Origin of the sequence: Methylobacterium sp. PvP105 (genome assembly GCF_017876975.1) — a bacterium.
Classification (GTDB): Bacteria; Pseudomonadota; Alphaproteobacteria; order Rhizobiales; family Beijerinckiaceae; genus Methylobacterium; species Methylobacterium radiotolerans.
The window spans coordinates 2,947,891-2,968,579 of sequence record NZ_JAGIPA010000001.1; the positions used below are offsets into that span (position 1 = coordinate 2,947,891).

The following is a 20,689-nucleotide window of genomic DNA, read 5'->3' on the forward strand; positions in this document are numbered from 1 at the left end:
CGCGCCCGGCGTGGCGCCGGCTAGTGCGGCGCCCGCGACCGGGAATTCGCCTGGATCCAGCGCGGCGAGAGGATGTCGCCGGCCTCGGTGATGATCCAGGGCTGGGCCTCGCCGGACTCGATCGCCGCGATCGCGACGGCGAGGGCTTCCCGCAGGGTCGCGAAGGGCCGCCCCTCCGCGGCGTGGCCGGGCGCGCCCTTGGGCCAGATGGTCAGTTCGGCTCGTCTGTCGAGGTCGGAGGGCGTCATCGGCGCTCTCGTGGTGCTTCGCAGGGTGCCTGCGCGGGTTGTGCGGTCTTCTAGCGTGCCTGTGTGACGCGGATCTGGCGTCGAGGTCTCCGATTCGTGTCACGGGCCGCGACGCCAACAATGCTCGCGCTCGCCCGACGGTTTCGGTCGATCCGGTGGCCCGCGCGAAAAACAAATGACGCGCTCCTCAAGTTTGATTTGAGAACGCGCCCATGGAAGTTTAGTTCATTTGCATCGAATGCATGGCGCGCGGGATCGGGGCCTGAATTCGCGGCTGGGAATTCCCGGGAAACACTGCAATACCGTGCCGTCATGGCGATATGGTGCAATGCGCAATTTGCATGCCGCGCTGCACAAATCCGTGGTCTCATGCGCTGGTCGATCGCATCCCGCGGTCGACGCCGCGATCGAACCGGAGACGCACCATGCGCACGATCCTCATCCTCGCGTCGGCCGCGCTCACCTCGGCGGCCTTCACGGGTCTCGCCGCCGCCGACGACCGCCTGCACCTGACGCCGCCGCTCTATCGCGATCAGGCCCGGCCCGCCCAGCAGATCCGCGCGATCCACGATCTGACCACCACGCCCCAGCCCGTCGCCGCGCCGGCGACCGTCGGCCGGACGGTCTCGTCCCTCCGCCGGCCGATGGTCCAGGCGTCCGTTGAGGCGAGCCGCTGAGCCCGCTGCTGGGGACGGAGCCCCTCGGGCGGCTCCGTCCCCGGCCATAGCTCAGACGATGTGCAACTCCTGCGACGCCACCGAAGGTGCCACGCCGCGACGGATCAAGCGCCGCGTCCGCGCCCGCTGATCGAGCTCGGTGCTGAGGGCGGTCCCCGCCGCGCGGTACCCCTCGAACCACAGATCCGCCCACGCGTACTGCGCCGCCAGAACCAGCAGGACGGCGTTCTCGGCCTGTCTCAGGCCCAGCCGCAGACTCTCATCCGTCAGGCGGCCAACCTCCCCGTACATCATTTCCAACTCCGCGTCCGAACACGGCCAGCAGCGCCGCGAAGGGCCGCCGGCCACTCGCCCAGGGGGCGCTCGGCGGTTCCGCTCAGTGGGACGCCGCCCCGGAGGCCTCGTGTGCCGCGGCCGCCGCGTCCCGGGCCGCATCCTGCCCCTGCTCGAGGGTCGTGCGGGCCGCATCGGCGCCCTGCTGCAGAGCGGCGCGGGCGCGCTCGGCCCCCTGCTGGAACGCGCTCTGGGCCAGGCTGCCCACCTCCTGGGCCTGCGCCTGCAGGGCCGCGAAGCGCTCGCGGGCGTACTCGGCCTGGATCGCGGCCGCCTCCGGGAGCGACCCGGCCGCGGCGAGCTTCTGCGCGTGATCCAGGGCGGCGCGGATGTTCTGCTCCGCGTGGTCGAGGCTGCGGGCGTACAGGGCCTGCGCGTTGGTCCGCGCGAGATCGGCCGTATCGTGCGCCGTCTCGGAGGCGCGCCGCGCCGCTCCGATGAAGCTTCCGAAGGCCTTGCGGGCCTGCTCGACGCTGGTCTCGGCGAGGTCGCGGATCTGGGTCGGGACCTCGTAGCTCGACATCTGTGCCATGAACGGTCTCCTGTCGGCCGCCATCCGGGTGCGGCCCCCGTTTGTGCGCCGCACAAGCGCCGGCGTCCAGGGACCGCCCGCGCACCGGCGCGACCGGTCAGATCTCCGTCTCGCGCCGAACGACCGCCTCTTCCCCGCTGCCCTTCTGCGCGAGGCCGACCTCGGGATCGTCGGTCGGGACCGTGGCCGCCCTGTCACCGCGCTCCGTCGGGACCTCGCCCGCCTCGACCGGGTCCGTAGCGGGGCGCGTCGGGGTTGCGGTCTCGCCTGCGCGGGTCATGCGGTCTCTCCCTGCCTGCAGCCAACGCGACGGCGCGGGTGCGGGTCCCGCGGCTTCGTCACGATGGCGGGAGGCGCGTTTCGGATCGCGACTCTATATGGGAGGCGCGAGCAGGGAGAGTGGTGTGTTCACCGTCAAGGGGATTGATCCGTCCGGTCGCGTCATGACGTTCGCCTGCGGGACGGACGAGCAGGCGATGGAGAAGACCTGGGAGCTGGCCCGGCGCGGCTTCCGCGAGATCACGGTCGCCGATCCGAAGGGCAAGGAGCTGTCGGCGGCCGCCTTCGAGCGCTCGCTCAACATCGACTGGGAGTGACGCGCGTCGGACGGCGACGCCGCTGCCGGCCGAGTCCGTCGATGACAGGAGCCGCGCCGCCCGCCGCGTGAACCGCCGAGGCGGCTGTCAGGTCGGTTCGAGCTCGCGCCAGACATTCGCCCGGCCCGACCGCGCCGTCTCGGGGATGTCGGTGGTGGCCCCGATCTCCTCCGCCTTGCGCCAGATGGCGCGGCAGACGAGGATCTCGCTGCTCGCGTCGATGCTGAGGATGAAGCTGTCCGGGACGATCTCGGCATCCGGGAGCGCGACCCGCACGCCGCCGGCGGACCGGTCGTAGACGATGCAGGGCAAGCTTCGATGCTCGTCGACCGAGATGCTGCCGGTCTCGTTGAGAAGCGTGCGTGGAGCGCTGCGTCGTTCGAACATCACCGCCTCGAGAACCTCTGCCCGACAGGATCGGTCACCCGGGTTCAAGGGCGGTTTGCGAAATGCCTCGAATTGTCGGGATGCCCGCGTCCCTGTGAATTCTGAGCTCTATATGCGGGTTCGGTCGGGCACCGGATGCGCAGAGCCCCGCCACCCGCCGGTCGACGGGGGCGACGGATCCGCAGGGACGGGACGGCCTCGGTCCGACCGCTCGGCGGCCCGGGGCCTTCCGCGGACGCGACCTACCCGGTCACGACCTCGACGAGGGTGGTGAGGAAGCCCAGCGCGACGGCCCCGATGCCGCCCATGAAGGCGACGTCCCACCCGGCGAACTCCCGCGACTGGGGTGCGCGCAGGAAGGCGAACAGCGTGACGGCGGCCCCGCAGACGACGAGAGCGAGGGCCAGAAGTATTGGACGAGACATGGCGTTTCCCTCTGCGCCGGTCTCTCGGCCCTTGAGGGCTCTTGTAAACGGACGAGTGCGACCGGCTTGATCTGTTCAGGCTCTTCCGTCATCGGAGCATGACAGACGAGGACGCGGTGAACAAGGCGCTAATCTGTTCTGCACTGCGGAACAACGGCCGGAATGCCGCCTTCATCTGACGGGGCGCGGGCCTCGCGGCGCGCGCCGCCGCTGGGGTTGTCGTTCCCGAGGGGCATCGGCCGGCTGACCGCCCGGACCGGCCCGCAGGAACGGAAGCCGACGCGATCAGTCGATGAACACCCGGACGCCGTCCGTGTTCAGGATGTCGCGCTGGTCGGCGCACCACTGCTCCGCGCCGACCGCGGCGATCTCGCCCGCGACCCGCCGGCCTTCCTCGGCGATGGCGTTCCGGGCGCGCGGGCGGCCGAGGGCCGCGTCCAGGGCTCGGCGCACCGTGCGGGACAGGCCTTCGGAAACCGTGTCGTCGATGGTGTAGAGCTTGCGGCAATACAGGACGATGCCGGCCTGCGCGCCGACGATCCGCACGAGCCCCTGGATCGTCTCAGCACGCTTGGTGTCGTCCGCCTCCTCGGCGGCCCGGGCCGTGCCCGGCAGGACGGCCGTGGCCAGGAGGGCGGCGAACAGGAGAGCGCGAGTCATCCGGGGCATTCCTTCGGTCCGAGGCTGGACCCGAGTCCGGAGCGCCGCACCGCGCGGACCGTGCCACCCCGCAGCGTGCGCGGAGGGTCCCGCGGGCATGCCCGTCAGCGCCGGTCGGTCACTTGCGGGCGGCCATCAGGTCGTGGGTCAGGACGGTCAGCTTGCCGATCAGGTTGCTGATATCGGAGCCCTTGCAGGACCATTGCGTGCCGATCGCCTCGCCGTCCGCCGAGACGGAGACGACCGCCACCGAGCGCAGCCGGCCCTCGCGGGCCAGTGCCAACTGATCCTGCAACACGGCGATGATCGACGCGGTGTCCTCGTCCACGACCGCCGGCGCGATATGCGCCGGGAACGGTACGACCGAACTCGTCATCGTCTGCTCTCGCTTCATCTCGCCGAACCCTTCGGTAGCATCCTCGGGCCCCGGCGTGCGCATCAGCTTTGTGCAGAGTGTGGCAGCTTGTCCGTGTCGCGCGATGTCCTGAGCGCGTGTGGCGACGATGCAACGGTCTCGGCGCGGTTTCGGGCCGCGCGGGGGTCCGCTCCCCCGATCCGGGGGGAGGCCGGCGGCCGCGCGACGCGCCGGGCCCTGCGACGCGTCGTTGCGAGGGTGCCCCGAGCGGGGCACCCTCGGAGGTCTTCGTCCTCAGGCGGCCTTGCGGCCCCTGCGCTCGCGCTCGGCCATGGCGCCGGGCTGGCCCAGGCCGATCGCCTTGGCGAGGGCGGAACGCTGCTCGGCGTAGCTCGGGGCGACCATCGGATAGTCGGCCGGCAGGCCGTAGCGATCGCGGTAGCTGCGCGGGTCCAGGCCGTGGCTGGTCAGGTGACGCTTCAGCGTCTTGTAGGTCTTGCCGTCGATGAAGCTGACGATCCCGTCGTGCCGAACCGACTTGCGGATCTGGGCCGCGCTCGGCTTCTCGACCTCGGCCTGCGGAGCCGCGCCGATCTCCGCCGTCAGGGTCCCGGTGACGAGCCCGCTGATCGCGCCGTGCACCCGCGCGATCAGCGCCGGCAGCTCCGCGGCCGGCACCGGATTGTTCGACACGTAGGCGGCGACGATATCGCCCGCCAGCTCGATGAAGTTGGAGTTGGGCCCTGTGGTTTCTTCTGTCACTGCAAGATTCCTGGTGTGCCCCTCGCCCGCGATCTGCTACTTTTGAGCGCTGAATGCAAGTTACAAAAGCGTTGGTGGGCGGCATCCCGTGCATGATTGGGGTGCCCGTCGCGGAGAGCGGACAGCTATTCCTGGCGATTTGCGGCGGAGTATTTCCGAGCGCCTCTCGAGGCGGCCTATCGACTGCGGTAGAGTTTCCGCTCTGCGGAACGACCAGAACGTGCATCTGGCGGCCTCGAGCCCGGTGCGGCCGGGCCGGTGGTGTGTTCCGCCGTGAACCGCGGTGACGCGGCGGCCCGGCCGTGGCATGGCGCCACCATGCTGATGCTCGCCCTCCTCGTCGCCCTGCTGGCCGTCGTGGTCGCCATGTTCGTCCTGCGGCGGTGGACCGGGCGTCTCGCCTCGCTCGCGACGCTGCTGGCCGGGGCGATCATGGTCCTCTGGCTCGCCGAGGTCGGGCTGCTTCCCGGGACGCAGGGGCCGTTGACGGCGTATCGCCCGCTCGTGCCCGGACTCGACCGGTAACGGTTCGGTAAGCGTACCGGGCGGAGCATGGGGCATGCCCACGCTCTCCGCCCCGCGCCTGCTCACGTTCCTGGTGTCGGCCGTGCTGATCGGCCTCGCCGTCGCCAGCCTTTACACACGCATCCCGATGGTCGGAAAAACCGTCGTGGCGCACCGGCAGTGGTTCTTCATCGGCGCCTACGCCCTGCTCGCCCTCGGGGTGACCACCCGCAGCCTGTAGCGGACCGCGCCGCGGTCTGTTCGCGACCGCGCGCCGCGCCGAGGACGCCGGAATGACCCTGAAGACCACCTACCTCGTGCAGCCGTTCGAGCTGCACCGGAACCGCCTGCGGCCCGCTCGCCAGGAGCCCGCACAGAGCGAGTTCGGTGCCCTCAAGAAGGCGGAGGCGCTGGCCGCCCGCATGCCGGGCGCCGCGGCCCTCAAGGTTGTGGCCGACGACGAGACCGGGGAGCTCGAGGGCGTCACCATCCTCGGCCAGTTCGGGACCGTTCCGGACGATTTCGCCGAGAGCCTGCTGGGGAGCTGACGCCGCCCGCCTGCCCGGCCTCACAACCGGCCGCGTCTGGGGGTGCGACACGGGCGACCTCGGATTGCGGCCCCCGGGAAACTACGTAGAAACAGCGGAGATTGATCCTTGCGAGCTCCGGCGCTCGCTGAGCTCGTATCCGTGCCCCGCTATTTCATCGACCTCCACGACGGCGCCAACTTGGTTCGCGACCGCGACGGCTTCGATCTTCCGGATCTCGCCGCGGCGCGGGCGCAGGCGGTGCGCATCCTGACCCGGCTCGCGCAGGGCCTGACCGATCCGATGGAGCGGCAGGATTACGTGATCGCCGTGCGCGACGAGCAGGGCGCGGTCCGCCTGCGTCTGCGGCTCTCCTACGATGTCGAGGGCGGCTGACGGGGCGGGGCGGGAAAGTCCGGCGCCCGGGCGCGTTGACGACGGCCGGCGCACGGGAAGGCCAGGAGATCGCATGCGACGTTCAACAGGTTTGACAGCCCCGCTCGCGGCGGCGCTGCTGCTGCTCGGTCCCGCCGGACAGGCGGTGGCGCAGACCGCGCCGCCCCCGCCCCCCGGCTCCGCCGCGGCGACGGCCGACAACGCCGTGCTGCTGACGGTCTTCCTGCGCCACGACCAGTCCCGCCCGCTGGCGGAGCTGAACGCGCAGCTCGCCAAGCAGGGCTTCTACAAGGCCTTCCCGCCGCCGGGGATCGAGGTCGTCTCCTGGAACGTCGTCATGGGGATCGGGCAGATCATCGTCCTGCGGCTGCCCGCGTCCCGCCTGCGCGAGGTCAACCGCGTCCTCGAGGACACGGCCTGGGGGGCCTACCGCACCGAGTTCTTCCCGACCTACGATTACAGGGCCGTGGGCCTCGCGGAGCACGAGAAGGCGCGCTGAGCGCCGTCCCGGCCGCCGCAGGCCGGCGGCGCCCTGCCCGGTTCCGCCGGCCCCGGACCCAGCGCGTCGTCCCACAGGTAGGGGTGGCCGAGGCGCTTGGCCGCGTACATCGCCGCGTCCGCCCGCTCCACCAGGGCCTGCGCCCGGGTCGCGTGCAGGGGCGCGCAGGCCACGCCGATCGCCGCGCCGATGCGGATCGGCGATCCGGTCCCGAGATCGTACGGCTCGGCGAGGCGCGCCTGGAGGCGCAGGGCGAAGCCGAGGGCCGGCGCCGGCGCCGCGTCGCCGAGCAGGATGGTGAACTCGTCGCCGCCGAGCCGCGCGGCGCAATCGCCCGCGCCGAGCGCCGCCCGCAGGCGCTCGGCCAGCTGCCGCAGGAGCGCGTCGCCCACCGCGTGCCCGTGGCGGTCGTTCACCGGCTTGAAGCCGTCGAGGTCGAGGCACAGCAGCGCGCAGGGCGCGCCGTCGAGGTCCGCCAGGGTCCGCTCGAGCCGGGCCGCGAACAGGCGGCGGTTCGGCAGGCCGGTCAGCGGGTCGTGGTGGGCCATGTAGCGCAGGAGCGACTCCGCCCGGCAGCGCTCGGTCACGTCCTCCCACAGGGCGGTCCAGGCGCCGCCGGCCTGCGGGTGCAGCGTGATCGCGATCTGGCGCCCGTCCGCGAGCGTCTGCACCACGGCGTCGGTCGCGCCCCGGGCGAGGAGCCGCCGGCGCGCCGCCCAGAGGCCGCAGGGATCCCGGTCGGCCGGGAGGGCCCCCGCCGCGCTCGCCGCGCCCACCGCCCGGGCGTGCATGCCGGGCCGGACCCGGCTCGCGGGCGGGCCGAACAGGCGCCGGAACCCGTCGCTCACGAACAGCAGCCGGTCGGCGGAATCGAACAGGCACAGGCCGTGCGGCAGCGAATCCAGCGCCTGAACGATGCCGGGTCCGAGCTTGCGCCCGCGGCCGAGCCCGTCCTGGCGCCGGTCGCAGGCCACCTGCCGGTGGCGCCGCGCCAGCCTCGTCGCCGCCCTGCCCGCCTCCGCCGCCATGGCCGGTCCCCCGAAGCGCCCGACAGCGTCGTCGGGCGATTGCCGGATCGAGCCGGCTCGGAAATTAGTCTCCGGCCTTCATAGAATGGGATTCCTTTCGCCAACCTTGACGAAAGTTGTGCGCGTTGAGCGATCCACGCCGAGATTGACCATCCGCAAGTTGAGACCGCGATCCCGACACGCGAACTCTGTCGGTCGCCGGCTCGAACCCGGCCTCGACGCGGTGGATCCGCGCTGTCGTCCCGGGCGCCGCCGCGCGGCGCCGGGACGACGTCTTCCGGAGGCCCCGTCAGGGCGCGTCGTGCCGGTCGTGGTGGGCGTCGAGCACCGTGTCGCTGGTCGGGACCGTCGCGGCGACCGCCTCGGCGCGGCGGATGTCCGGCGCGGTCGCCTCCTCCACGAAGGCCGCCACGGCCTCGGTCAGCGGCAGCGTGCGGGTCTGCTGGCTGCCGAGCCGCCGGATCGAGACCGTCCGCTCCTCCGCCTCGCGGCGGCCGAGCGCCAGCAGCACCGGCACCTTGGCCAGCGAGTGCTCGCGGACCTTGTAGTTGATCTTCTCGTTGCGCAGATCCGCCTCGACCCGCAGGCCCGCGCGCTCCAGGGTGCGGATGACGTCGCGGGCGTAGGCGTCGGCCTCGCCGGTGATCGTCGCCACCACGACCTGGACCGGCGCCAGCCACAGGGGGAAGTGCCCGGCGAAGTGCTCGATCAGGATGCCGGTGAAGCGCTCCATCGAGCCGCAGATCGCCCGGTGGACCATCACGGGCGGCTTCCGGGCGCCGTCGGCGTCGATGTAGAAGGCGCCGAACCGCTCGGGCAGGTTGAAATCCACCTGCGTGGTCCCGCACTGCCAGTCGCGGCCGATGGCGTCGCGCAGCACGTACTCGAATTTGGGCCCGTAGAACGCGCCCTCCCCCGGGTTGACCGCGGTCCGGATCCGCCCGCCGGACTGCTCCTCGATCTGCGCCAGCACGCGGGTCATCACGTCCTCGGCGTGGTCCCAGAGGGCGTCGGAGCCGACGCGCTTCTCGGGCCGCGTCGAGAGCTTCACGACGATCTGGTCGAAGCCGAAATCCGCGTAGGTCGAGAGGATCAGGTCGTTGATCTTCAGGCACTCGTCGGCGAGCTGGTCCTCGGTGCAGAAGACGTGGGCGTCGTCCTGCGTGAAGCCGCGCACGCGCATCAGCCCGTGCATGGCGCCGGACGGCTCGTAGCGGTGGACGATGCCGAACTCGGCCATGCGCAGGGGCAGGTCGCGGTAGGATTTCAGGCCGTGCTTGAAGATCTGCACGTGGCCCGGGCAGTTCATCGGCTTGAGGGCGAACCAGCGCTTGTCCTCGGCCTCCTCGCCCGCGGACTGCGCGGCGAACATGTTCTCCCGGTACCACCCCCAGTGGCCGGAGGTCTCCCACAGGGCCTTGTCGAGGATCTGCGGGGCGTTCACCTCGGCGTAGTCGCCGCGCAGGCGCCGGCGCATGTAGGCGATCAGCTCCTGGAAGATCGTCCAGCCCTTGGCGTGCCAGAAGACGACGCCCGGGCCCTCCTCCTGGAAGTGGAACAGGTCCATCTCGCGGCCGAGCCGGCGGTGGTCGCGGCGCTCGGCCTCCTCCAGCCGGTGCAGGTAATCGTCGAGGTCGGCCTGGTTCGCCCAGGCCGTCCCGTAGATGCGGGTCAGCATCGGGTTGTTCGAATCACCCCGCCAGTAGGCGCCCGCGACCTTCATCAGCTTGAAGGCCGTGCCGACCTTGCCGGTCGAGGTCATGTGCGGGCCGCGGCAGAGGTCGAACCAGTCGCCCTGGCGGTAGATCTTCAGGTCCTCGCCCGGCGGGATCGCGTCGACCAGCTCGACCTTGAAGCCCTCACCCTTGCCGGCGAACAGGCCGCGCACGTCGTCGCGCGTCCAGACCTCCTTGGTGAAGGGCGCGTCGCGCGCGATGATCTCGCGCATCTTCGCCTCGATCTTCGGGAAGTCCTCGGGCGTGAACGGGGTCTCGCGGTGGAAGTCGTAGTAGAAGCCGTTCTCGATCACCGGGCCGATCGTGACCTGCGTCTCCGGCCAGAGCGCCTGCACGGCCTCGGCGAGCACGTGCGCGCAGTCGTGGCGGATCAGCTCCAGGCTGCGCGGGTCGGTGCGGTCCAGGAACTCGATGCGGGCATCGCGGTCGATCGGGTCGTCGAGGTCGGCGACCGTGCCGTCGAGCGCCATGGCGACGGTGCGCTTGGCCAGCGACTTGGCGATGCCCTCGACCACGGCGCGGCCGGTGGTGCCGGCGGCGATCTCCCGCGTGTTGCCGTCGGGGAAGGTGAGAATCGGCATGGTGCGCGCGTCTCCGGGCTCAGTCCTGCATACGGGGCAGGTAAGCGATTTCGAGGGAGCGGCCGTGTAGACCGATTTCTCGGGCGAGGGAACAACGGTGCGGTGCAACTCCACGCATCCCTGGCCCCCGCCCGCCGCTCCGACGCGCGTGATCGTCCCCGCGCGCGCCTGGGCGCCGGGGGCATGGCCCGGGAGACCGCACGAGGGACGCGGGACGCCGCGGGAACCCAGGTGTCGGCCAGGTACGCGCGGGATCCGATCCCCGCGGCGCCCCGCGGCACCGGCCGGGCCTCTCCCCCGGCCGCTGCCGTCTTTCTCGTCGCGGCGTCTCCGACGTCCCGGTCCTGCGACTCCCCGTTAGCGGTCTCGGGCGAGGTGCGCGCACGCCGTGCCCGCAACCCCCGGAACCCGCATCGGCGCCGTGGCCTTCCAGCCGTCCCCCGCCTCGTCGTGGGCGGGTCCGCAGGTCGCTCAGGGTCAGCCCAGAGGCGGGTCGGCGCGGGGGCATTTCCTCCCCCGCCGGGCAGAGTGCCGCCCGGTCTCACGCCCGCGTCCGAGGCACGCCCCGCACCGGTCCGCCGCCCGGGGCGATGGCGGCTGAGAGCCACCGACGCGGGCGCCGCCCCGTCCCCGGACCCGACCGGTCAGCCACCGGGCAGGCCCCCGAAGGACGCCCCGGGATCGCTCCCGAGGCGCCGCGGACAGGTGCGGTCAGGAAGCACAAAATAGGAACATTGTCAAGACTCGGTGGCCAAAGCAGGCCCGTCTCCGTGAGCGGGAGAGGCGGCACGGCGCGGCTGGCCCGGCCGGGGACGCCCGCCGTCCGGGCCGTCGCACGACGATCGGGCGCGGCCCGGGGGCCGCCATGGGATCCGGGGTGACGGGTCTCCCACGGATGCCGGGATCGGGACTGGAAGGCGGCCGCGTCCGGCGACATGCTGGCGCGGCGCCTCCCCCGCACGGAGGGGCGGGCGCCCGGACACTCGGAACAGGGACACCCGCATGGCTGCGCGCCTCGCCCTCATCGGCCTCGGCGCGATGGGGCACCCCATCGCCCGCAACCTCGCGGCCAAGCGGGCCTCCGGTGCCGAGACGCTCGTCGCGATCGATACCGACCCGGCGCGCCTCGCCGGTCTCGACGGGCCGGGCCTCGTCGCCACCACCGATCCCGGCCGGGCCGCCGGCGCCGAGGTGCTGTTCCTGTGCCTGCCGAACGGCGACGCGGTCGAGGCCGCCCTGCTCGGGACCGGCGCCCTCGCGAAGCGCCTCGCCCCGGGCGCGGTCGTGGTCGACCTCAGCACCGTCGCGCACGCCCAGGCCCTGGCGGTCGGCCGCGCGGTGGCGGCGACCGGGCGCGCCTTCGTGGACGCGCCCGTCTCCGGCGCGCCGGCCGGCGCCGAGGCCGGGACGCTCACCGTGATGTGCGGCGGCGCGGCCGGGGCGGTCGCGCGGGTGCGCCCGCTCCTGGAGCGGATCGGCACGACAATCCTCCACATGGGCCCGGCCGGGTCCGGCCAGCTCACCAAGACGATCAACAACGTGCTCTACGACATCAACATCGCGGCCCTGGCCGAGGTGCTGCCGATGGCCGTCGCCATGGGGCTCGACCCGGACCAGGTCGCCCAGGTGGTCACCACGGGCACGAGCCGGAGCTACGCGGCCCAGTACTTCGTGCCGCGCATCCTCCGGGGCCAGTTCGACGAGGGCTACCCGATGGGGGCGGCCTACAAGGACCTCGTCGCCGCCGCGGCGGTCGCGGCGGAGAACGGCTTCCCGATGCCGGTCACCGCGGCCGCCACCGCCACCTACCAGACCGCCCTGCGCCAGGGCCACGGCGACCGGGACAAGGGCGCCATGGTGCTGCCGTTCGAGGAGCTGCTCGGGGTCCGGGTGCGGTCGCGGCCGTAGGGGCCGGCCGTAGGGGCCCTCGGGCGGTCGATCCCGGCCGTCCCACCCGCGCCCTGGAGCTTACGGCAGCTCGAGCACGTCCTTCAGCGGCACCACCGCCAGGACCTGACCCGACGCGTCGGCGATCTCGAAGGACTGCCCGGCCAGCACCGCGCCGTCGACCTGCTGGATCTCCAAGAGCGCCCGGGCGGAGCGCTCGGCCTCGGCGCGGGCGGCGTCGAGGTCGGGCAGGTCGGCGCCGTCGAGATCCTCGACCAGCCACTGACCGTCCCGGATGTGCAGGTAGAAGTGCGGCATGACCGGCAAACCGCGCTTACCGCTTCCGGTTGCGTCCCGCCCGGACTGCGCTCTCCACGTGTCGCCTTTCGGTCACTCCGCGGCCTCGGTCTCCGGCACGGCGGCGCGGCCCGACCGGGGCGGGAGCACCGGCGCGTCGGCGCGCTGGAGCACCTCCAGGGCGGCGTCGGCCTCCCGCTGGCGGTCCCAGAGCGCCGCGTAGACGCCCCCGGCCTCCAGCAGCTCGGCGTGGCTGCCGCGCTCGACGATGCGGCCGTGGTCGAGGACCAGGATCGCGTCGGCGTTGACCACCGTCGACAGCCGGTGGGCGATCACCAGGGTGGTGCGGCCGCGGCTGACCCGGTCGAGCGCCGACTGGATCTCGGCCTCCGTGAAGGAGTCGAGCGCCGAGGTCGCCTCGTCGAGGACCAGGATCGGCGGCGCCTTGAGGATCGTGCGGGCGATGGCGACCCGCTGCTTCTCGCCGCCCGAGAGCTTCAGGCCGCGCTCGCCCACCGGCGTGTCGTAGCCCTCCGGCAGCCCCGAGACGAAGCGGTCGATCTGGGCGAGGCGGGCCGCCTCCCGCAGCTCCGCGTCGGTGGCGTCGGCCCGGCCGTAGCGGATGTTGTAGCCGATCGTGTCGTTGAACAGCACCGTGTCCTGCGGGACCATGCCGATCGCCGCCCGGAGCGACGCCTGCGTCACCGCCGCGATGTCCTGCCCGTCGACGCTGATCCGGCCCGCCTGCGGCTCGTAGAACCGGAACAGCAGGCGCGAGAGCGTCGACTTGCCGGCGCCCGAGGGCCCCACCACCGCCACCGTCTGGCCCGCCGGGATCTCGAAGGTGACGCCGCGCAGGATCGGCCGCTCGGGGTTGTAGGCGAAGCGCACGTCCTCGAACCGCACCGTGCCGCCCGCGACCGCGAGCGGGGCGGCGCCCGGCCGGTCGGCGATCTCGGGGTTCTGCCCGAGGATGCGGAACATGTCGTCGATGTCGATCAGCGCCTGTTTGATCTCGCGGTAGATCATGCCCATGAAGTTGAGCGGCATCGAGAGCTGCACCAGCATGGTGTTGGCCAGCACGAAGCCGCCGATCGTCGTGCGCCCGGCCAGGATGTCGCGCGCCGCGAGCCACATCACCACGGTCATGCCGAGCGTGAAGATCACCGCCTGCCCGGCGTTGAGCACCGCCAGCGACACGTAGGTCTGCGTCGAGGCCTTCTCGTACTTGGCCATCGACTCGTCGTAGCGGCCGGCCTCCCGGGCTTCCGCGCCGAAGTACTTCACCGTCTCGTAGTTGAGCAGCGAGTCGACCGCCTTGGTGTTGGCGTCGGTGTCGGAGGCGTTCATCCGGCGGCGGATCGCGATCCGCCACTCGGTCGCCTTGTAGGTGAAGGCCAGGTAGGCCGCGACCGTCAGGAAGGCGGTCGCCGCGTAGGTCCAGCTGAACTCGTAGGCCAGCACGCCGAGCACCAGCACGAACTCGACGATGGTCGGCACCAGGGTCAGCACCATCAGGCGCGACAATTCCTCGATGCCGGCGCGGCCGCGCTCCAGCACCCGGGTCAGGCCGCCGGTCTTGCGCTCCAGGTGGAAGCGCAGGGACAGGCGGTGCATGTGCTCGAAGGTCTGGAGCGCCAGCCGCCGCACCGCGTGCATCGCCACCTTGGCGAACAGCCCGTCGCGCACCTGGGTGAGCGCCGACATGGCGATCCGCGAGACGCCGTAGAGGGCGATCAGCAGCATCGGCGCGGCGAGGAGGCCGGTGGGCACGGCCTCGTCCTTGCCGCCGACCGCCGCGACCAGGGCGTCGGTGATCCACTTGAAGGTGAACGGCGTCACCATGGTCACGAGCTTGGCGGCGAGCAGCAGGCCGAAGGCCAGGAACACCCGGCGCTGCAGGTCGGGCCGGCCGTGCGGCCAGAGATGCGGCCAGAGCCGCCTGTAGGTGGCGATCAGGCCGGGGCGCTCGGCCGGGATCTTCGTCCCGGCCGCGGGCGCGGTGTCGTCGGTCATGGGGTTCCGCGGGGAGCGTGTCGCGAGACCCGCATATAGGCCCGAGATCGCGCGGGATCACCCGCGCTGCGTGCATGTCCCCGTCTCACGCCCGCCAGAACGGCTTCGCGATCTCGGCGCGCAGGTCCCAGGGCTCGAGGCCGGCGTCCCGGGCCTGATCGGGGTGGAGAGCCGCCAGGGCGCGGCGGGTGCGGATCCGCTGCAGCCACGTGCGGAGCAGGGACGGGCGCGCGGCCGGACGGCCCGTCGGACGGGCGGCGGCGGGCGGCGGGGACAGGGTGACGGCTTGCATCGCAGACGATCCGGTGGCGGGAATGCAGTCCGGCCGGGATTGCTGGCGGAGCATTGATCCGATACAAACCTCGGATCAATCGAAACATTGACCTCGGAGCAATTATGCGCCCCGCGGATTACCGCTCCGTCGCCGACGCGCTCGCGGCCGACATCGCGGCGGGCCGGCTCCGCCCCGGCGCGCGGCTGCCGCCGCAGCGCGACTTCGCCTACGCGCGGGGCATCGCGGTCTCGACGGCGAGCCGCGTCTACGCCGAGCTGGCCCGCCGGGGTCTGGTGACCGGCGAGGTCGGGCGCGGCACCTACGTCCGCAGCGAGCCGGGGCGCGCCGGATTGCTCCGTCCGGAGCCGCCCCCGGCGGCCCTCGACCTGCAGCGGACCCACTCGCGGCTGCCCGAGCAGGAGGCCGTCCTGGCCGAGACCCTGGCGGCGCTCGCCCGCGACGACGGCCAGATCGGCTTCAGCCAGTACGGGCCCGCCGGCACGCCGTCGGCGCAGGCGATCGCCGCCGGGTTCCTGGCCCGGGCGGGCTACGCCCCCGACCCCGCCGACATCCTGTTCACCGGCAACGGCCGGCAGGCGCTGGCCGCCGCCCTGGCGGCCCTGGCGGCGCCCGGCGAGCGGATCGGCTGCGAGCCCCTGACCTATCCGGGGGTGAAGGGCATCGCGGCGCGGCTCGGGATCACGCTGATCCCGCTCGCCATGGACGCCGAGGGCGTCTGCCCCGAGGCGCTGCTCCAGGCCCACCGGGCGACCCCGCTGAGCGGCGTCTATCTCCAGCCGACCCTGCACAACCCCCTCGGCGCCACGATGGGGCCGGCGCGCCGGGCCGCCCTGGCGGAGGTCCTGGAGCGGACGGGGCTCACCGCCGTCGAGGACGCGGTCTACAGCTTCCTGGCGGACGCGCCGCCCCTCGCCGGCCTCGCACCGGACCGGGTGATCTTCGTGGACAGCCTGTCGAAGCGGGTGATGCCGGCGCTGACGGTCGGCCTGATCGCCGCGCCGCCGTCCCTCACCGACCGGCTCGCCGCCTCCGTCCGGCAGGGCGCCTGGACGGTGCTCGGCCTGTCGCTCGCGGCCGGCATGCACTGGATGGCGGGGGGCTCGGCGGCGGCGCTGGCCGAGGCCAAGCGCCGCGACGCCGCGGCCCGGCAGGCCCTCGCCCGGGCCGCGCTCGCCGACCTGCGGGTCGTGGGCGATCCGCAGGCCTACCATCTCTGGCTGGAGCTCCCCGAGACGTGGCGGGCCGAGGCCTACGCGGCCGCGGCCCTGCGCCAGGGCATCGCCCTCCTGCCGGCCTCGTCCTTCGCGGTCCATCCCGGCCACGCGCCGAACGCGGTGCGCCTCGCCCTGGCCTCGCCGTCCCGGGAGGAGCTCGACCGGGCCCTGCGCGGCCTGCGCCGCCTGGCCTTCGCGGGCGACGATCAGGTGGTGGAGTAGGCGGGGCCGCTCAGCCGCGCTTGTCGGTGGGCAGCACGAAGATCTGGCCCGGGTAGATCAGGTCCGGATCGCGGATCTGGTTCTGGTTGGCGTCGTAGATCACCGTGTAGCGCTCGCCCCGGCCGTAGGTGCGCTGGCTGATCCGCCAGAGGTTGTCGCCGCGGGTGATCCGGGCGGTGCTGATCTCCGGCACGAACACCGCGCCGACCCGGTCCGGCCCCGCCATGTCGGCCAGCTGGGGATTCGAGACCGCGGCCGGGGGCGAGGCCGCCGCCGGCCGGTCCTGCCCGGACCCGTCCCGACCGGAACCGGCCAGCGCGGCCCGATCGCGCCCGCCGTGGTCCCGCGCGCCCTCCTGGGCAGGGGCCGGTGCGGGCTCGGCGGTCTCCCGGGCGGCGACCTGCGTCGGCTCCGGCACCGCGAGGGGGACCGCCGCGCGGCTGGCGACCTTGCCGGTGGCCGGATCGACCTGGTCGATCCGCACCTGATACTGCCCGGGCTTGATCCCGCGCCCGATCGTGAAGGTCGCCCGGCCGTCCGGCCCGATGCTGCCCGGGGCGATCAGCGTGTCGTTGAGGTAGAGCTGGATCCGCGCCCCCGGCGTGCCGGTGGCCGTCACGAACAGGCGTCCGTTCCCCTGCACGTCCACGCTGGCGATCCGGGTCGGCCCCGACCCGGACGCCGCGGCCGCGCGGGTCTCCCCGCCCCCGGCCGGCGCCGCGTCGGCGGCCCGGGTGCCCGGCTCGGCGCCGGGCCTCGTGCCGGATCCGCCGCCCTTCGCGCCACCCTGCGCGCCGCCGTGCGCGCCACCCTGCGCGTCGGCCGTCGCCCCGGGCGCGCCGGGCTGCGACAGCACGACGGTGGCGGCGTCCGGGGCGGTCAGGGCCACGAGGGGCTGGCGGTCCCGGCCGGGGGCCACGTCCACCGCGACGCTCTGCTGCGACTCGGTCGCGCGCCCGTCCGCGCCGGTCATGCGCAGGCGGAGGGTGCTGGCGCCCGCCGGCAGGGCCGGCGGCACGATCGCGAACTGGCCGTTGGCGTCGGCCTTGGCCCGGGCCACGGGCTTCCCGTCCACCAGCATCTCGATGGCGGCGTCCGGCGCGCCACGGCCGGCCACCACGGCGTCGCCGTTCGGCTCGACGCGGACGATGTCGAAGCGCGGCGCCTCGGCCGCCTCCGGCAGGCGCGCGTCCCGGCCCGAACCGGCCTGCGGCGCCCCGGCGGCGCCGGCGCGGGGATCCTGCGGGAGCGCCGCCGCGGGGCCCGGCCCCGGCGCCGGGCGCGCCCGGCCCGGCTTGTCGTCGCGGAAGTCGATCGGCGGGTCGGCGCGGCCGGCCAGGGCGCCCGGATCGGCGAGGCCGCGCGGGCTGCCGCCCGGCGCCGACGACGCGGACGTCTCGGGGCCGGCGCGGCCGGTGAGCCGCCGCAGGGAGTCGCCGCCGAACAGCGCCAGCACGAGGCCCAGTCCGCCGAGGAGGCCGGCGAGCGCCAGGGCGAGACTGCGCCGCACCTGTCTCGACATCGCCACGAAGGCCTCCCCTCATCCTGCCGCCGCCCGGCGGGCGGCCATCCGGCCGCGCGAAAACCCGTCGACGGCGCCGCCCATAATACCGTACATGGTCCCCACACCAAGCCGTCCTGCCGCCCAGGCGGGTGAATCCCACGCGAATTCAGCAGTTTGGCACGTGGAGTGCCGGGCGGGGGCGCGTTCTGGACGGCACGCAACGGACGCGCGAGGAGGACGCCGGATGGCTCCGGTGAGGACAGTCTGTGTCTATTGCGGCTCCGGCTTCGGCCGCGACCCGGCCTTCCGCGCGGCCGCCGAGATCCTCGGGACCGCGGTCGCGCAGGCCGGGATGGGCCTCGTCTACGGCGGCGGCGATGTCGGTCTGATGGGTACGGTGGCGCGGGCGGCGCTCGCCGCCGGCGGCCACGTCACCGGCATCATCCCGGACTTCCTCCAGGCGCGCGAGCACATGCTGGCCGACATCCAGGAGACCGTGGTGGTCTCCGACATGCACACCCGCAAGCGCCTGATGTTCGAGCGCTCGGACGCGTTCGTGACCCTGCCGGGCGGCATCGGCACCCTGGAGGAGCTGGTCGAGCAGCTGACCTGGGCGCAGCTCGGGCGCCACCGGAAGCCGGTGGTGCTGGTCTCGGTGGCGGAGTTCTGGGCGCCGCTGCTGGCCCTGTTCGAGCACATGCGCGGCCACGGCTTCATCCGCGAGGGCCTCGACCTGAGCTACCTCGTCGCGCGGGAGGCGGCCGAGGTGGTGCCGCTGCTCCGCGCGGCCGGACACGAGCCGGACCCGAAGGCCGAGAGCATCGTCCAGCAGCGCATGTAGAGGCGCGTAGAGGCGCGCGCCCTCGCGCGGGGAGCCGTGGCTGCCGTCGCGGATCCCGGCCGGGGTTCCGGCCCGCCGCCGGCCGCGCGGCGAAGAGGATCACAGGGATGCGGGCGTCGATGCGTGCTTCACTCCTCGCGGCGCTGCCGCTCGCCGGCCTCGCCGGCGCGGCGGCGGCCGGCCCGTCGCCGGTCCTGCAGACCCTGGACTACGCCAACACGCGCTACTCCGCCCTCGACCAGATCGATGCCGGCAATGTCGGGCGCCTGAAGGTCGCCTGGACCTTCTCCACCGGCGTCCTGCGCGGCCACGAGGGCGCGCCGATCGTGGTCGGGCACGTCCTGTACGTGCACACGCCGTTCCCCAACGCGGTCTACGCCCTCGACCTCGACCAGGGTGGGAAGATCCTGTGGCGCTACGCGCCGCGGCAGGACGCGAGCGTCATCGCCGTGATGTGCTGCGACACGGTCTCCCGGGGGCTCGCCTACGCGGACGGGCGGCTGTTCCTGCAGCAGGCCGACACCACCGTGGTGGCACTCGATCCGGAGACCGGCCGGGTGCTGTGGTCGGTGCGGAACGGCGACCCGGGCCGGGGCGAGACCAACACCGCCACGGTCCTGCCGGTGCACGGCAAGCTCATCGTCGGGCTCGCGGGGGGCGAGTACGGGGCGCGCTGCCACGTCACCGCCTACGATCAGGCGACGGGTCAGCGGCTCTGGCGCGCCTACGCCACCGGGCCGGACGCCGACATGCTGGTCGATCCGGAGACGACGACCGAGCTCGGGCGCCCGATCGGCAGGGATTCCTCGCTCAGGAGCTGGGAGGGCGACCAGTGGCGGACCGGCGGCGCCTGCAGCTGGGGCTGGTTCTCCTACGACCCGGACCTGAACCTCGTCTATTACGGCACCGGCAATCCCTCGACCTGGAACCCGAACCAGCGCCCGGGGGACAACCGGTGGGCACAGGCGATCATCGCCCGCGACGCCGATACGGGCGTCGCCCGCTGGGTCTACCAGATGACCCCCCACGACCAGTGGGACTACGACGGCGTCAACGAGATGATCCTCACCGAGCAGGTGATCGACGGCCGCGCCCGGAAGGTGCTGACCCATTTCGACCGGAACGGCTTCGGCTACACGCTGGACCGCGCCACCGGCGCTCTGCTGGTGGCGGAGAAGTTCGATCCCACGGTGAACTGGGCGAGCCGCGTGGAGACGAACCCCGCCGCCCCCGATTACGGCCGGCCCGCGGTCGACAAGCGCTACGCCCCCGGCGCGGCCGACGAGGACGAGGCCACGAAGAACATCTGCCCCGGGGCGCTGGGTGCCAAGAACCAGCAGCCGGCCGCCTACTCGGCCAAGACGCGGCTGTTCTACGTGCCGACCAACCACATGTGCATGGACTACGAGGCGTTTCGGGTGACCTACACGCCCGGCCAGCCCTATGTCGGCGCGACGCTCACCCTGCACCCGCCCGAGGGCTCGGACCGGACCGGGGCGTTCATCGCCTGGGACGGCGCCAGGGGCCGGATCGCCTGGACGATCCCGGAGCCGTTCTCGGTCTGGTCGGGGGCGCTCGCCACGGCCGGCAACGTGGTCTTCTACGGCACGCTGGAGGGCTACCTGAAGGCGGTCGACGCCCGGGACGGGCACGAGCTCTACCGGTTCAAGACCCCGTCCGGCATCGTCGGCAACGTCACCACCTACCTGCACGGCGGGAAGCAGTACGTGGCGGTGCTCTCCGGGGTCGGCGGCTGGGCCGGGATCGGTCTGGCGGCCGGGCTGACCGACCCGGCCGACGGTTCGGGGGCAGTCGGCGGCTACGCGGCCCTGTCGCAGTACACGGCGCCCGGCGGGCAGCTCACGGTGTTCGAACTGCCGCAGTGAGCCGCCCCCGGCGGCGTCCGCACGCGCCGCCGGGCGATTCGCGCGGCATCCCTCCGACGTTCCGAGGCGCCCCCGCGCCGGGTTTGCCGGGCCGCATCCCGGGCCGCCTCTCCTGTCCCGCACGGCCCCGATTCCGGCTCCGGCGGCCGGCCCCGGACGCAACTATTCAGGTGCGGCCGTGCCGTTCACGGCGATCAATGGTCGGCATGCCGCTGTGATGGGGCGAATTCAACGGTATAAATTCGCAAATCCAGAGTCTATCTCCGAAAATAAGCCGCCTT

At 73.1% G+C, this 20,689-nt stretch carries 26 protein-coding genes; 11 read left to right on the plus strand and 15 right to left on the minus strand.

From position 1 onward, the window contains the following. Positions 1-20: 20 nt before the first annotated feature. Entirely contained in the window at positions 21-248 is a 228-nt protein-coding gene (locus J3A75_RS13970) for a hypothetical protein (RefSeq protein ID WP_012318886.1), read from the minus strand. A gap of 425 nt (positions 249-673) precedes the next feature. Here J3A75_RS13970 and J3A75_RS13975 point away from each other — a divergent pair, with 425 nt between their 5' ends. Further along, positions 674-925, plus strand: a complete 252-nt coding sequence (locus tag J3A75_RS13975) for a hypothetical protein (protein WP_012318887.1) — start codon at positions 674-676, stop codon at positions 923-925. A 51-nt stretch (positions 926-976) separates the two neighbouring features. Here the strand turns inward: J3A75_RS13975 and J3A75_RS13980 are convergent, their stop codons facing one another. From J3A75_RS13980 to J3A75_RS13990, 3 genes are all read right to left on the minus strand, one after another. Next, positions 977-1,219, minus strand: coding sequence for a hypothetical protein (locus tag J3A75_RS13980; protein WP_012318888.1), 243 nt, complete (start codon positions 1,217-1,219; stop codon positions 977-979). Positions 1,220-1,301: 82 nt separating this feature from the next. Continuing rightward, complete coding sequence (locus tag J3A75_RS13985) at positions 1,302-1,790, minus strand: phasin (RefSeq protein ID WP_024830294.1); 489 nt, start codon at positions 1,788-1,790, stop codon at positions 1,302-1,304. Between the two features lie 97 nt (positions 1,791-1,887). Next, entirely contained in the window at positions 1,888-2,070 is a 183-nt protein-coding gene (locus J3A75_RS13990; RefSeq protein WP_012318890.1) for a hypothetical protein, read from the minus strand. Between the two features lie 97 nt (positions 2,071-2,167). Between J3A75_RS13990 and J3A75_RS13995 the strand changes: the two genes are divergently transcribed. Further along, positions 2,168-2,386 (plus strand): hypothetical protein, encoded by a 219-nt coding sequence (locus tag J3A75_RS13995; RefSeq protein ID WP_210383195.1) that lies wholly within the window; start codon positions 2,168-2,170, stop codon positions 2,384-2,386. Between the two features lie 87 nt (positions 2,387-2,473). Here the strand turns inward: J3A75_RS13995 and J3A75_RS14000 are convergent, their stop codons facing one another. The 5 genes from J3A75_RS14000 to J3A75_RS14020 all read right to left on the minus strand — a co-directional run bounded on the left by J3A75_RS14000 (position 2,474) and on the right by J3A75_RS14020 (position 4,975). Beyond that, a complete protein-coding gene (locus tag J3A75_RS14000) occupies positions 2,474-2,773 on the minus strand; it encodes a PilZ domain-containing protein (RefSeq protein WP_070999365.1) in 300 nt (99 codons plus the stop codon). Positions 2,774-3,015: 242 nt separating this feature from the next. Beyond that, positions 3,016-3,198, minus strand: a complete 183-nt coding sequence (locus tag J3A75_RS14005) for a hypothetical protein (protein WP_012318893.1) — start codon at positions 3,196-3,198, stop codon at positions 3,016-3,018. Positions 3,199-3,483: 285 nt separating this feature from the next. Further along, positions 3,484-3,858: a hypothetical protein gene (locus J3A75_RS14010; protein WP_012318894.1), complete on the minus strand. Its 375-nt coding sequence runs from the start codon at positions 3,856-3,858 to the stop codon at positions 3,484-3,486. A gap of 118 nt (positions 3,859-3,976) precedes the next feature. Further along, positions 3,977-4,252, minus strand: coding sequence for a hypothetical protein (locus J3A75_RS14015; protein WP_012318895.1), 276 nt, complete (start codon positions 4,250-4,252; stop codon positions 3,977-3,979). Positions 4,253-4,507: 255 nt separating this feature from the next. Next, the gene (locus tag J3A75_RS14020) at positions 4,508-4,975 is read right to left on the minus strand and encodes a MucR family transcriptional regulator (protein ID WP_012318896.1); all 468 of its coding nucleotides are present in this window, start codon (positions 4,973-4,975) and stop codon (positions 4,508-4,510) included. Positions 4,976-5,248: 273 nt separating this feature from the next. Here J3A75_RS14020 and J3A75_RS14025 point away from each other — a divergent pair, with 273 nt between their 5' ends. From J3A75_RS14025 to J3A75_RS14045, 5 genes are all read left to right on the plus strand, one after another. Further along, on the plus strand, positions 5,249-5,500 hold the full coding sequence (locus J3A75_RS14025; protein WP_306419169.1) for a hypothetical protein: 252 nt from the start codon (positions 5,249-5,251) through the stop codon (positions 5,498-5,500). Positions 5,501-5,534: 34 nt separating this feature from the next. Then, entirely contained in the window at positions 5,535-5,720 is a 186-nt protein-coding gene (locus J3A75_RS14030) for a hypothetical protein (RefSeq protein WP_012318898.1), read from the plus strand. A 52-nt stretch (positions 5,721-5,772) separates the two neighbouring features. Further along, positions 5,773-6,027, plus strand: coding sequence for a hypothetical protein (locus J3A75_RS14035; protein ID WP_012318899.1), 255 nt, complete (start codon positions 5,773-5,775; stop codon positions 6,025-6,027). A gap of 141 nt (positions 6,028-6,168) precedes the next feature. Beyond that, the gene (locus J3A75_RS14040; RefSeq protein WP_012318900.1) at positions 6,169-6,402 is read left to right on the plus strand and encodes a DUF6894 family protein; all 234 of its coding nucleotides are present in this window, start codon (positions 6,169-6,171) and stop codon (positions 6,400-6,402) included. A gap of 73 nt (positions 6,403-6,475) precedes the next feature. After that, positions 6,476-6,901: a hypothetical protein gene (locus J3A75_RS14045; protein ID WP_012318901.1), complete on the plus strand. Its 426-nt coding sequence runs from the start codon at positions 6,476-6,478 to the stop codon at positions 6,899-6,901. On the opposite strand, the gene J3A75_RS37040 is transcribed toward J3A75_RS14045, so the two are convergent. Further along, positions 6,859-7,929 carry a sensor domain-containing diguanylate cyclase gene (locus J3A75_RS37040; protein WP_053621331.1) on the minus strand — a complete coding sequence of 357 codons (1,071 nt, stop codon included), beginning with the start codon at positions 7,927-7,929 and terminating at the stop codon, positions 6,859-6,861. The two genes, J3A75_RS14045 and J3A75_RS37040, sit on opposite strands and share 43 nt — an antisense overlap. Before the next feature lie 289 nt (positions 7,930-8,218). Next, the gene (thrS, locus tag J3A75_RS14055; RefSeq protein WP_012318903.1) at positions 8,219-10,246 is read right to left on the minus strand and encodes a threonine--tRNA ligase; all 2,028 of its coding nucleotides are present in this window, start codon (positions 10,244-10,246) and stop codon (positions 8,219-8,221) included. 1,002 nt (positions 10,247-11,248) lie between these two features. On the opposite strand from thrS, the gene J3A75_RS14060 reads away from it, so the two are divergent. Further along, complete coding sequence (locus tag J3A75_RS14060) at positions 11,249-12,154, plus strand: NAD(P)-dependent oxidoreductase (RefSeq protein ID WP_209650290.1); 906 nt, start codon at positions 11,249-11,251, stop codon at positions 12,152-12,154. 60 nt (positions 12,155-12,214) lie between these two features. Here J3A75_RS14060 and J3A75_RS14065 read toward each other — a convergent pair whose 3' ends face one another. The 3 genes from J3A75_RS14065 to J3A75_RS14075 form a co-directional block, all read right to left on the minus strand. After that, on the minus strand, positions 12,215-12,451 hold the full coding sequence (locus tag J3A75_RS14065; protein WP_012318905.1) for a DUF6894 family protein: 237 nt from the start codon (positions 12,449-12,451) through the stop codon (positions 12,215-12,217). Positions 12,452-12,523: 72 nt separating this feature from the next. Beyond that, entirely contained in the window at positions 12,524-14,446 is a 1,923-nt protein-coding gene (locus tag J3A75_RS14070; RefSeq protein ID WP_012318906.1) for an ABCB family ABC transporter ATP-binding protein/permease, read from the minus strand. 85 nt (positions 14,447-14,531) lie between these two features. Further along, positions 14,532-14,738 carry a DUF1127 domain-containing protein gene (locus J3A75_RS14075; protein WP_053621182.1) on the minus strand — a complete coding sequence of 69 codons (207 nt, stop codon included), beginning with the start codon at positions 14,736-14,738 and terminating at the stop codon, positions 14,532-14,534. Positions 14,739-14,842: 104 nt separating this feature from the next. Here J3A75_RS14075 and J3A75_RS14080 point away from each other — a divergent pair, with 104 nt between their 5' ends. Next, the gene (locus J3A75_RS14080) at positions 14,843-16,177 is read left to right on the plus strand and encodes a PLP-dependent aminotransferase family protein (RefSeq protein WP_029361560.1); all 1,335 of its coding nucleotides are present in this window, start codon (positions 14,843-14,845) and stop codon (positions 16,175-16,177) included. Between the two features lie 10 nt (positions 16,178-16,187). Here J3A75_RS14080 and J3A75_RS14085 read toward each other — a convergent pair whose 3' ends face one another. Then, positions 16,188-17,699, minus strand: coding sequence for a LysM peptidoglycan-binding domain-containing protein (locus tag J3A75_RS14085; protein WP_209650926.1), 1,512 nt, complete (start codon positions 17,697-17,699; stop codon positions 16,188-16,190). Between the two features lie 226 nt (positions 17,700-17,925). Here J3A75_RS14085 and J3A75_RS14090 point away from each other — a divergent pair, with 226 nt between their 5' ends. Further along, positions 17,926-18,522, plus strand: a complete 597-nt coding sequence (locus J3A75_RS14090) for a TIGR00730 family Rossman fold protein (RefSeq protein WP_012318910.1) — start codon at positions 17,926-17,928, stop codon at positions 18,520-18,522. 119 nt (positions 18,523-18,641) lie between these two features. Beyond that, positions 18,642-20,408: a methanol/ethanol family PQQ-dependent dehydrogenase gene (locus J3A75_RS14095; RefSeq protein ID WP_071000673.1), complete on the plus strand. Its 1,767-nt coding sequence runs from the start codon at positions 18,642-18,644 to the stop codon at positions 20,406-20,408. The last annotated feature ends 281 nt before the right edge of the window (positions 20,409-20,689 follow it).

Excerpts from the sequence above, each read along its gene's own strand:
- J3A75_RS14010 (WP_012318894.1), bottom strand. The coding sequence starts at position 3,858 with ATGACTCGCGCTCTCCTGTTCGCCGCCCTCCTGGCCACGGCCGTCCTG.
- J3A75_RS14090 (WP_012318910.1), top strand. The coding sequence starts at position 17,926 with ATGGCTCCGGTGAGGACAGTCTGTGTCTATTGCGGCTCCGGCTTCGGC.
- J3A75_RS14015 (WP_012318895.1), bottom strand. The coding sequence starts at position 4,252 with ATGAAGCGAGAGCAGACGATGACGAGTTCGGTCGTACCGTTCCCGGCG.
- J3A75_RS13990 (WP_012318890.1), bottom strand. The coding sequence starts at position 2,070 with ATGACCCGCGCAGGCGAGACCGCAACCCCGACGCGCCCCGCTACGGAC.
- J3A75_RS13970 (WP_012318886.1), bottom strand. The coding sequence starts at position 248 with ATGACGCCCTCCGACCTCGACAGACGAGCCGAACTGACCATCTGGCCC.
- J3A75_RS14080 (WP_029361560.1), top strand. The coding sequence starts at position 14,843 with ATGCGCCCCGCGGATTACCGCTCCGTCGCCGACGCGCTCGCGGCCGAC.
- J3A75_RS14035 (WP_012318899.1), top strand. The coding sequence starts at position 5,773 with ATGACCCTGAAGACCACCTACCTCGTGCAGCCGTTCGAGCTGCACCGG.
- J3A75_RS14030 (WP_012318898.1), top strand. The coding sequence starts at position 5,535 with ATGCCCACGCTCTCCGCCCCGCGCCTGCTCACGTTCCTGGTGTCGGCC.
- J3A75_RS14085 (WP_209650926.1), bottom strand. The coding sequence starts at position 17,699 with ATGTCGAGACAGGTGCGGCGCAGTCTCGCCCTGGCGCTCGCCGGCCTC.
- J3A75_RS13980 (WP_012318888.1), bottom strand. The coding sequence starts at position 1,219 with ATGATGTACGGGGAGGTTGGCCGCCTGACGGATGAGAGTCTGCGGCTG.
- J3A75_RS37040 (WP_053621331.1), bottom strand. The coding sequence starts at position 7,929 with ATGGCGGCGGAGGCGGGCAGGGCGGCGACGAGGCTGGCGCGGCGCCAC.
- thrS (WP_012318903.1), bottom strand. The coding sequence starts at position 10,246 with ATGCCGATTCTCACCTTCCCCGACGGCAACACGCGGGAGATCGCCGCC.
- J3A75_RS14000 (WP_070999365.1), bottom strand. The coding sequence starts at position 2,773 with ATGTTCGAACGACGCAGCGCTCCACGCACGCTTCTCAACGAGACCGGC.
- J3A75_RS14005 (WP_012318893.1), bottom strand. The coding sequence starts at position 3,198 with ATGTCTCGTCCAATACTTCTGGCCCTCGCTCTCGTCGTCTGCGGGGCC.
- J3A75_RS14045 (WP_012318901.1), top strand. The coding sequence starts at position 6,476 with ATGCGACGTTCAACAGGTTTGACAGCCCCGCTCGCGGCGGCGCTGCTG.
- J3A75_RS13995 (WP_210383195.1), top strand. The coding sequence starts at position 2,168 with ATGGGAGGCGCGAGCAGGGAGAGTGGTGTGTTCACCGTCAAGGGGATT.
- J3A75_RS13975 (WP_012318887.1), top strand. The coding sequence starts at position 674 with ATGCGCACGATCCTCATCCTCGCGTCGGCCGCGCTCACCTCGGCGGCC.
- J3A75_RS14060 (WP_209650290.1), top strand. The coding sequence starts at position 11,249 with ATGGCTGCGCGCCTCGCCCTCATCGGCCTCGGCGCGATGGGGCACCCC.
- J3A75_RS14075 (WP_053621182.1), bottom strand. The coding sequence starts at position 14,738 with ATGCAAGCCGTCACCCTGTCCCCGCCGCCCGCCGCCGCCCGTCCGACG.
- J3A75_RS14095 (WP_071000673.1), top strand. The coding sequence starts at position 18,642 with ATGCGTGCTTCACTCCTCGCGGCGCTGCCGCTCGCCGGCCTCGCCGGC.
- J3A75_RS14065 (WP_012318905.1), bottom strand. The coding sequence starts at position 12,451 with ATGCCGCACTTCTACCTGCACATCCGGGACGGTCAGTGGCTGGTCGAG.
- J3A75_RS13985 (WP_024830294.1), bottom strand. The coding sequence starts at position 1,790 with ATGGCACAGATGTCGAGCTACGAGGTCCCGACCCAGATCCGCGACCTC.
- J3A75_RS14070 (WP_012318906.1), bottom strand. The coding sequence starts at position 14,446 with ATGACCGACGACACCGCGCCCGCGGCCGGGACGAAGATCCCGGCCGAG.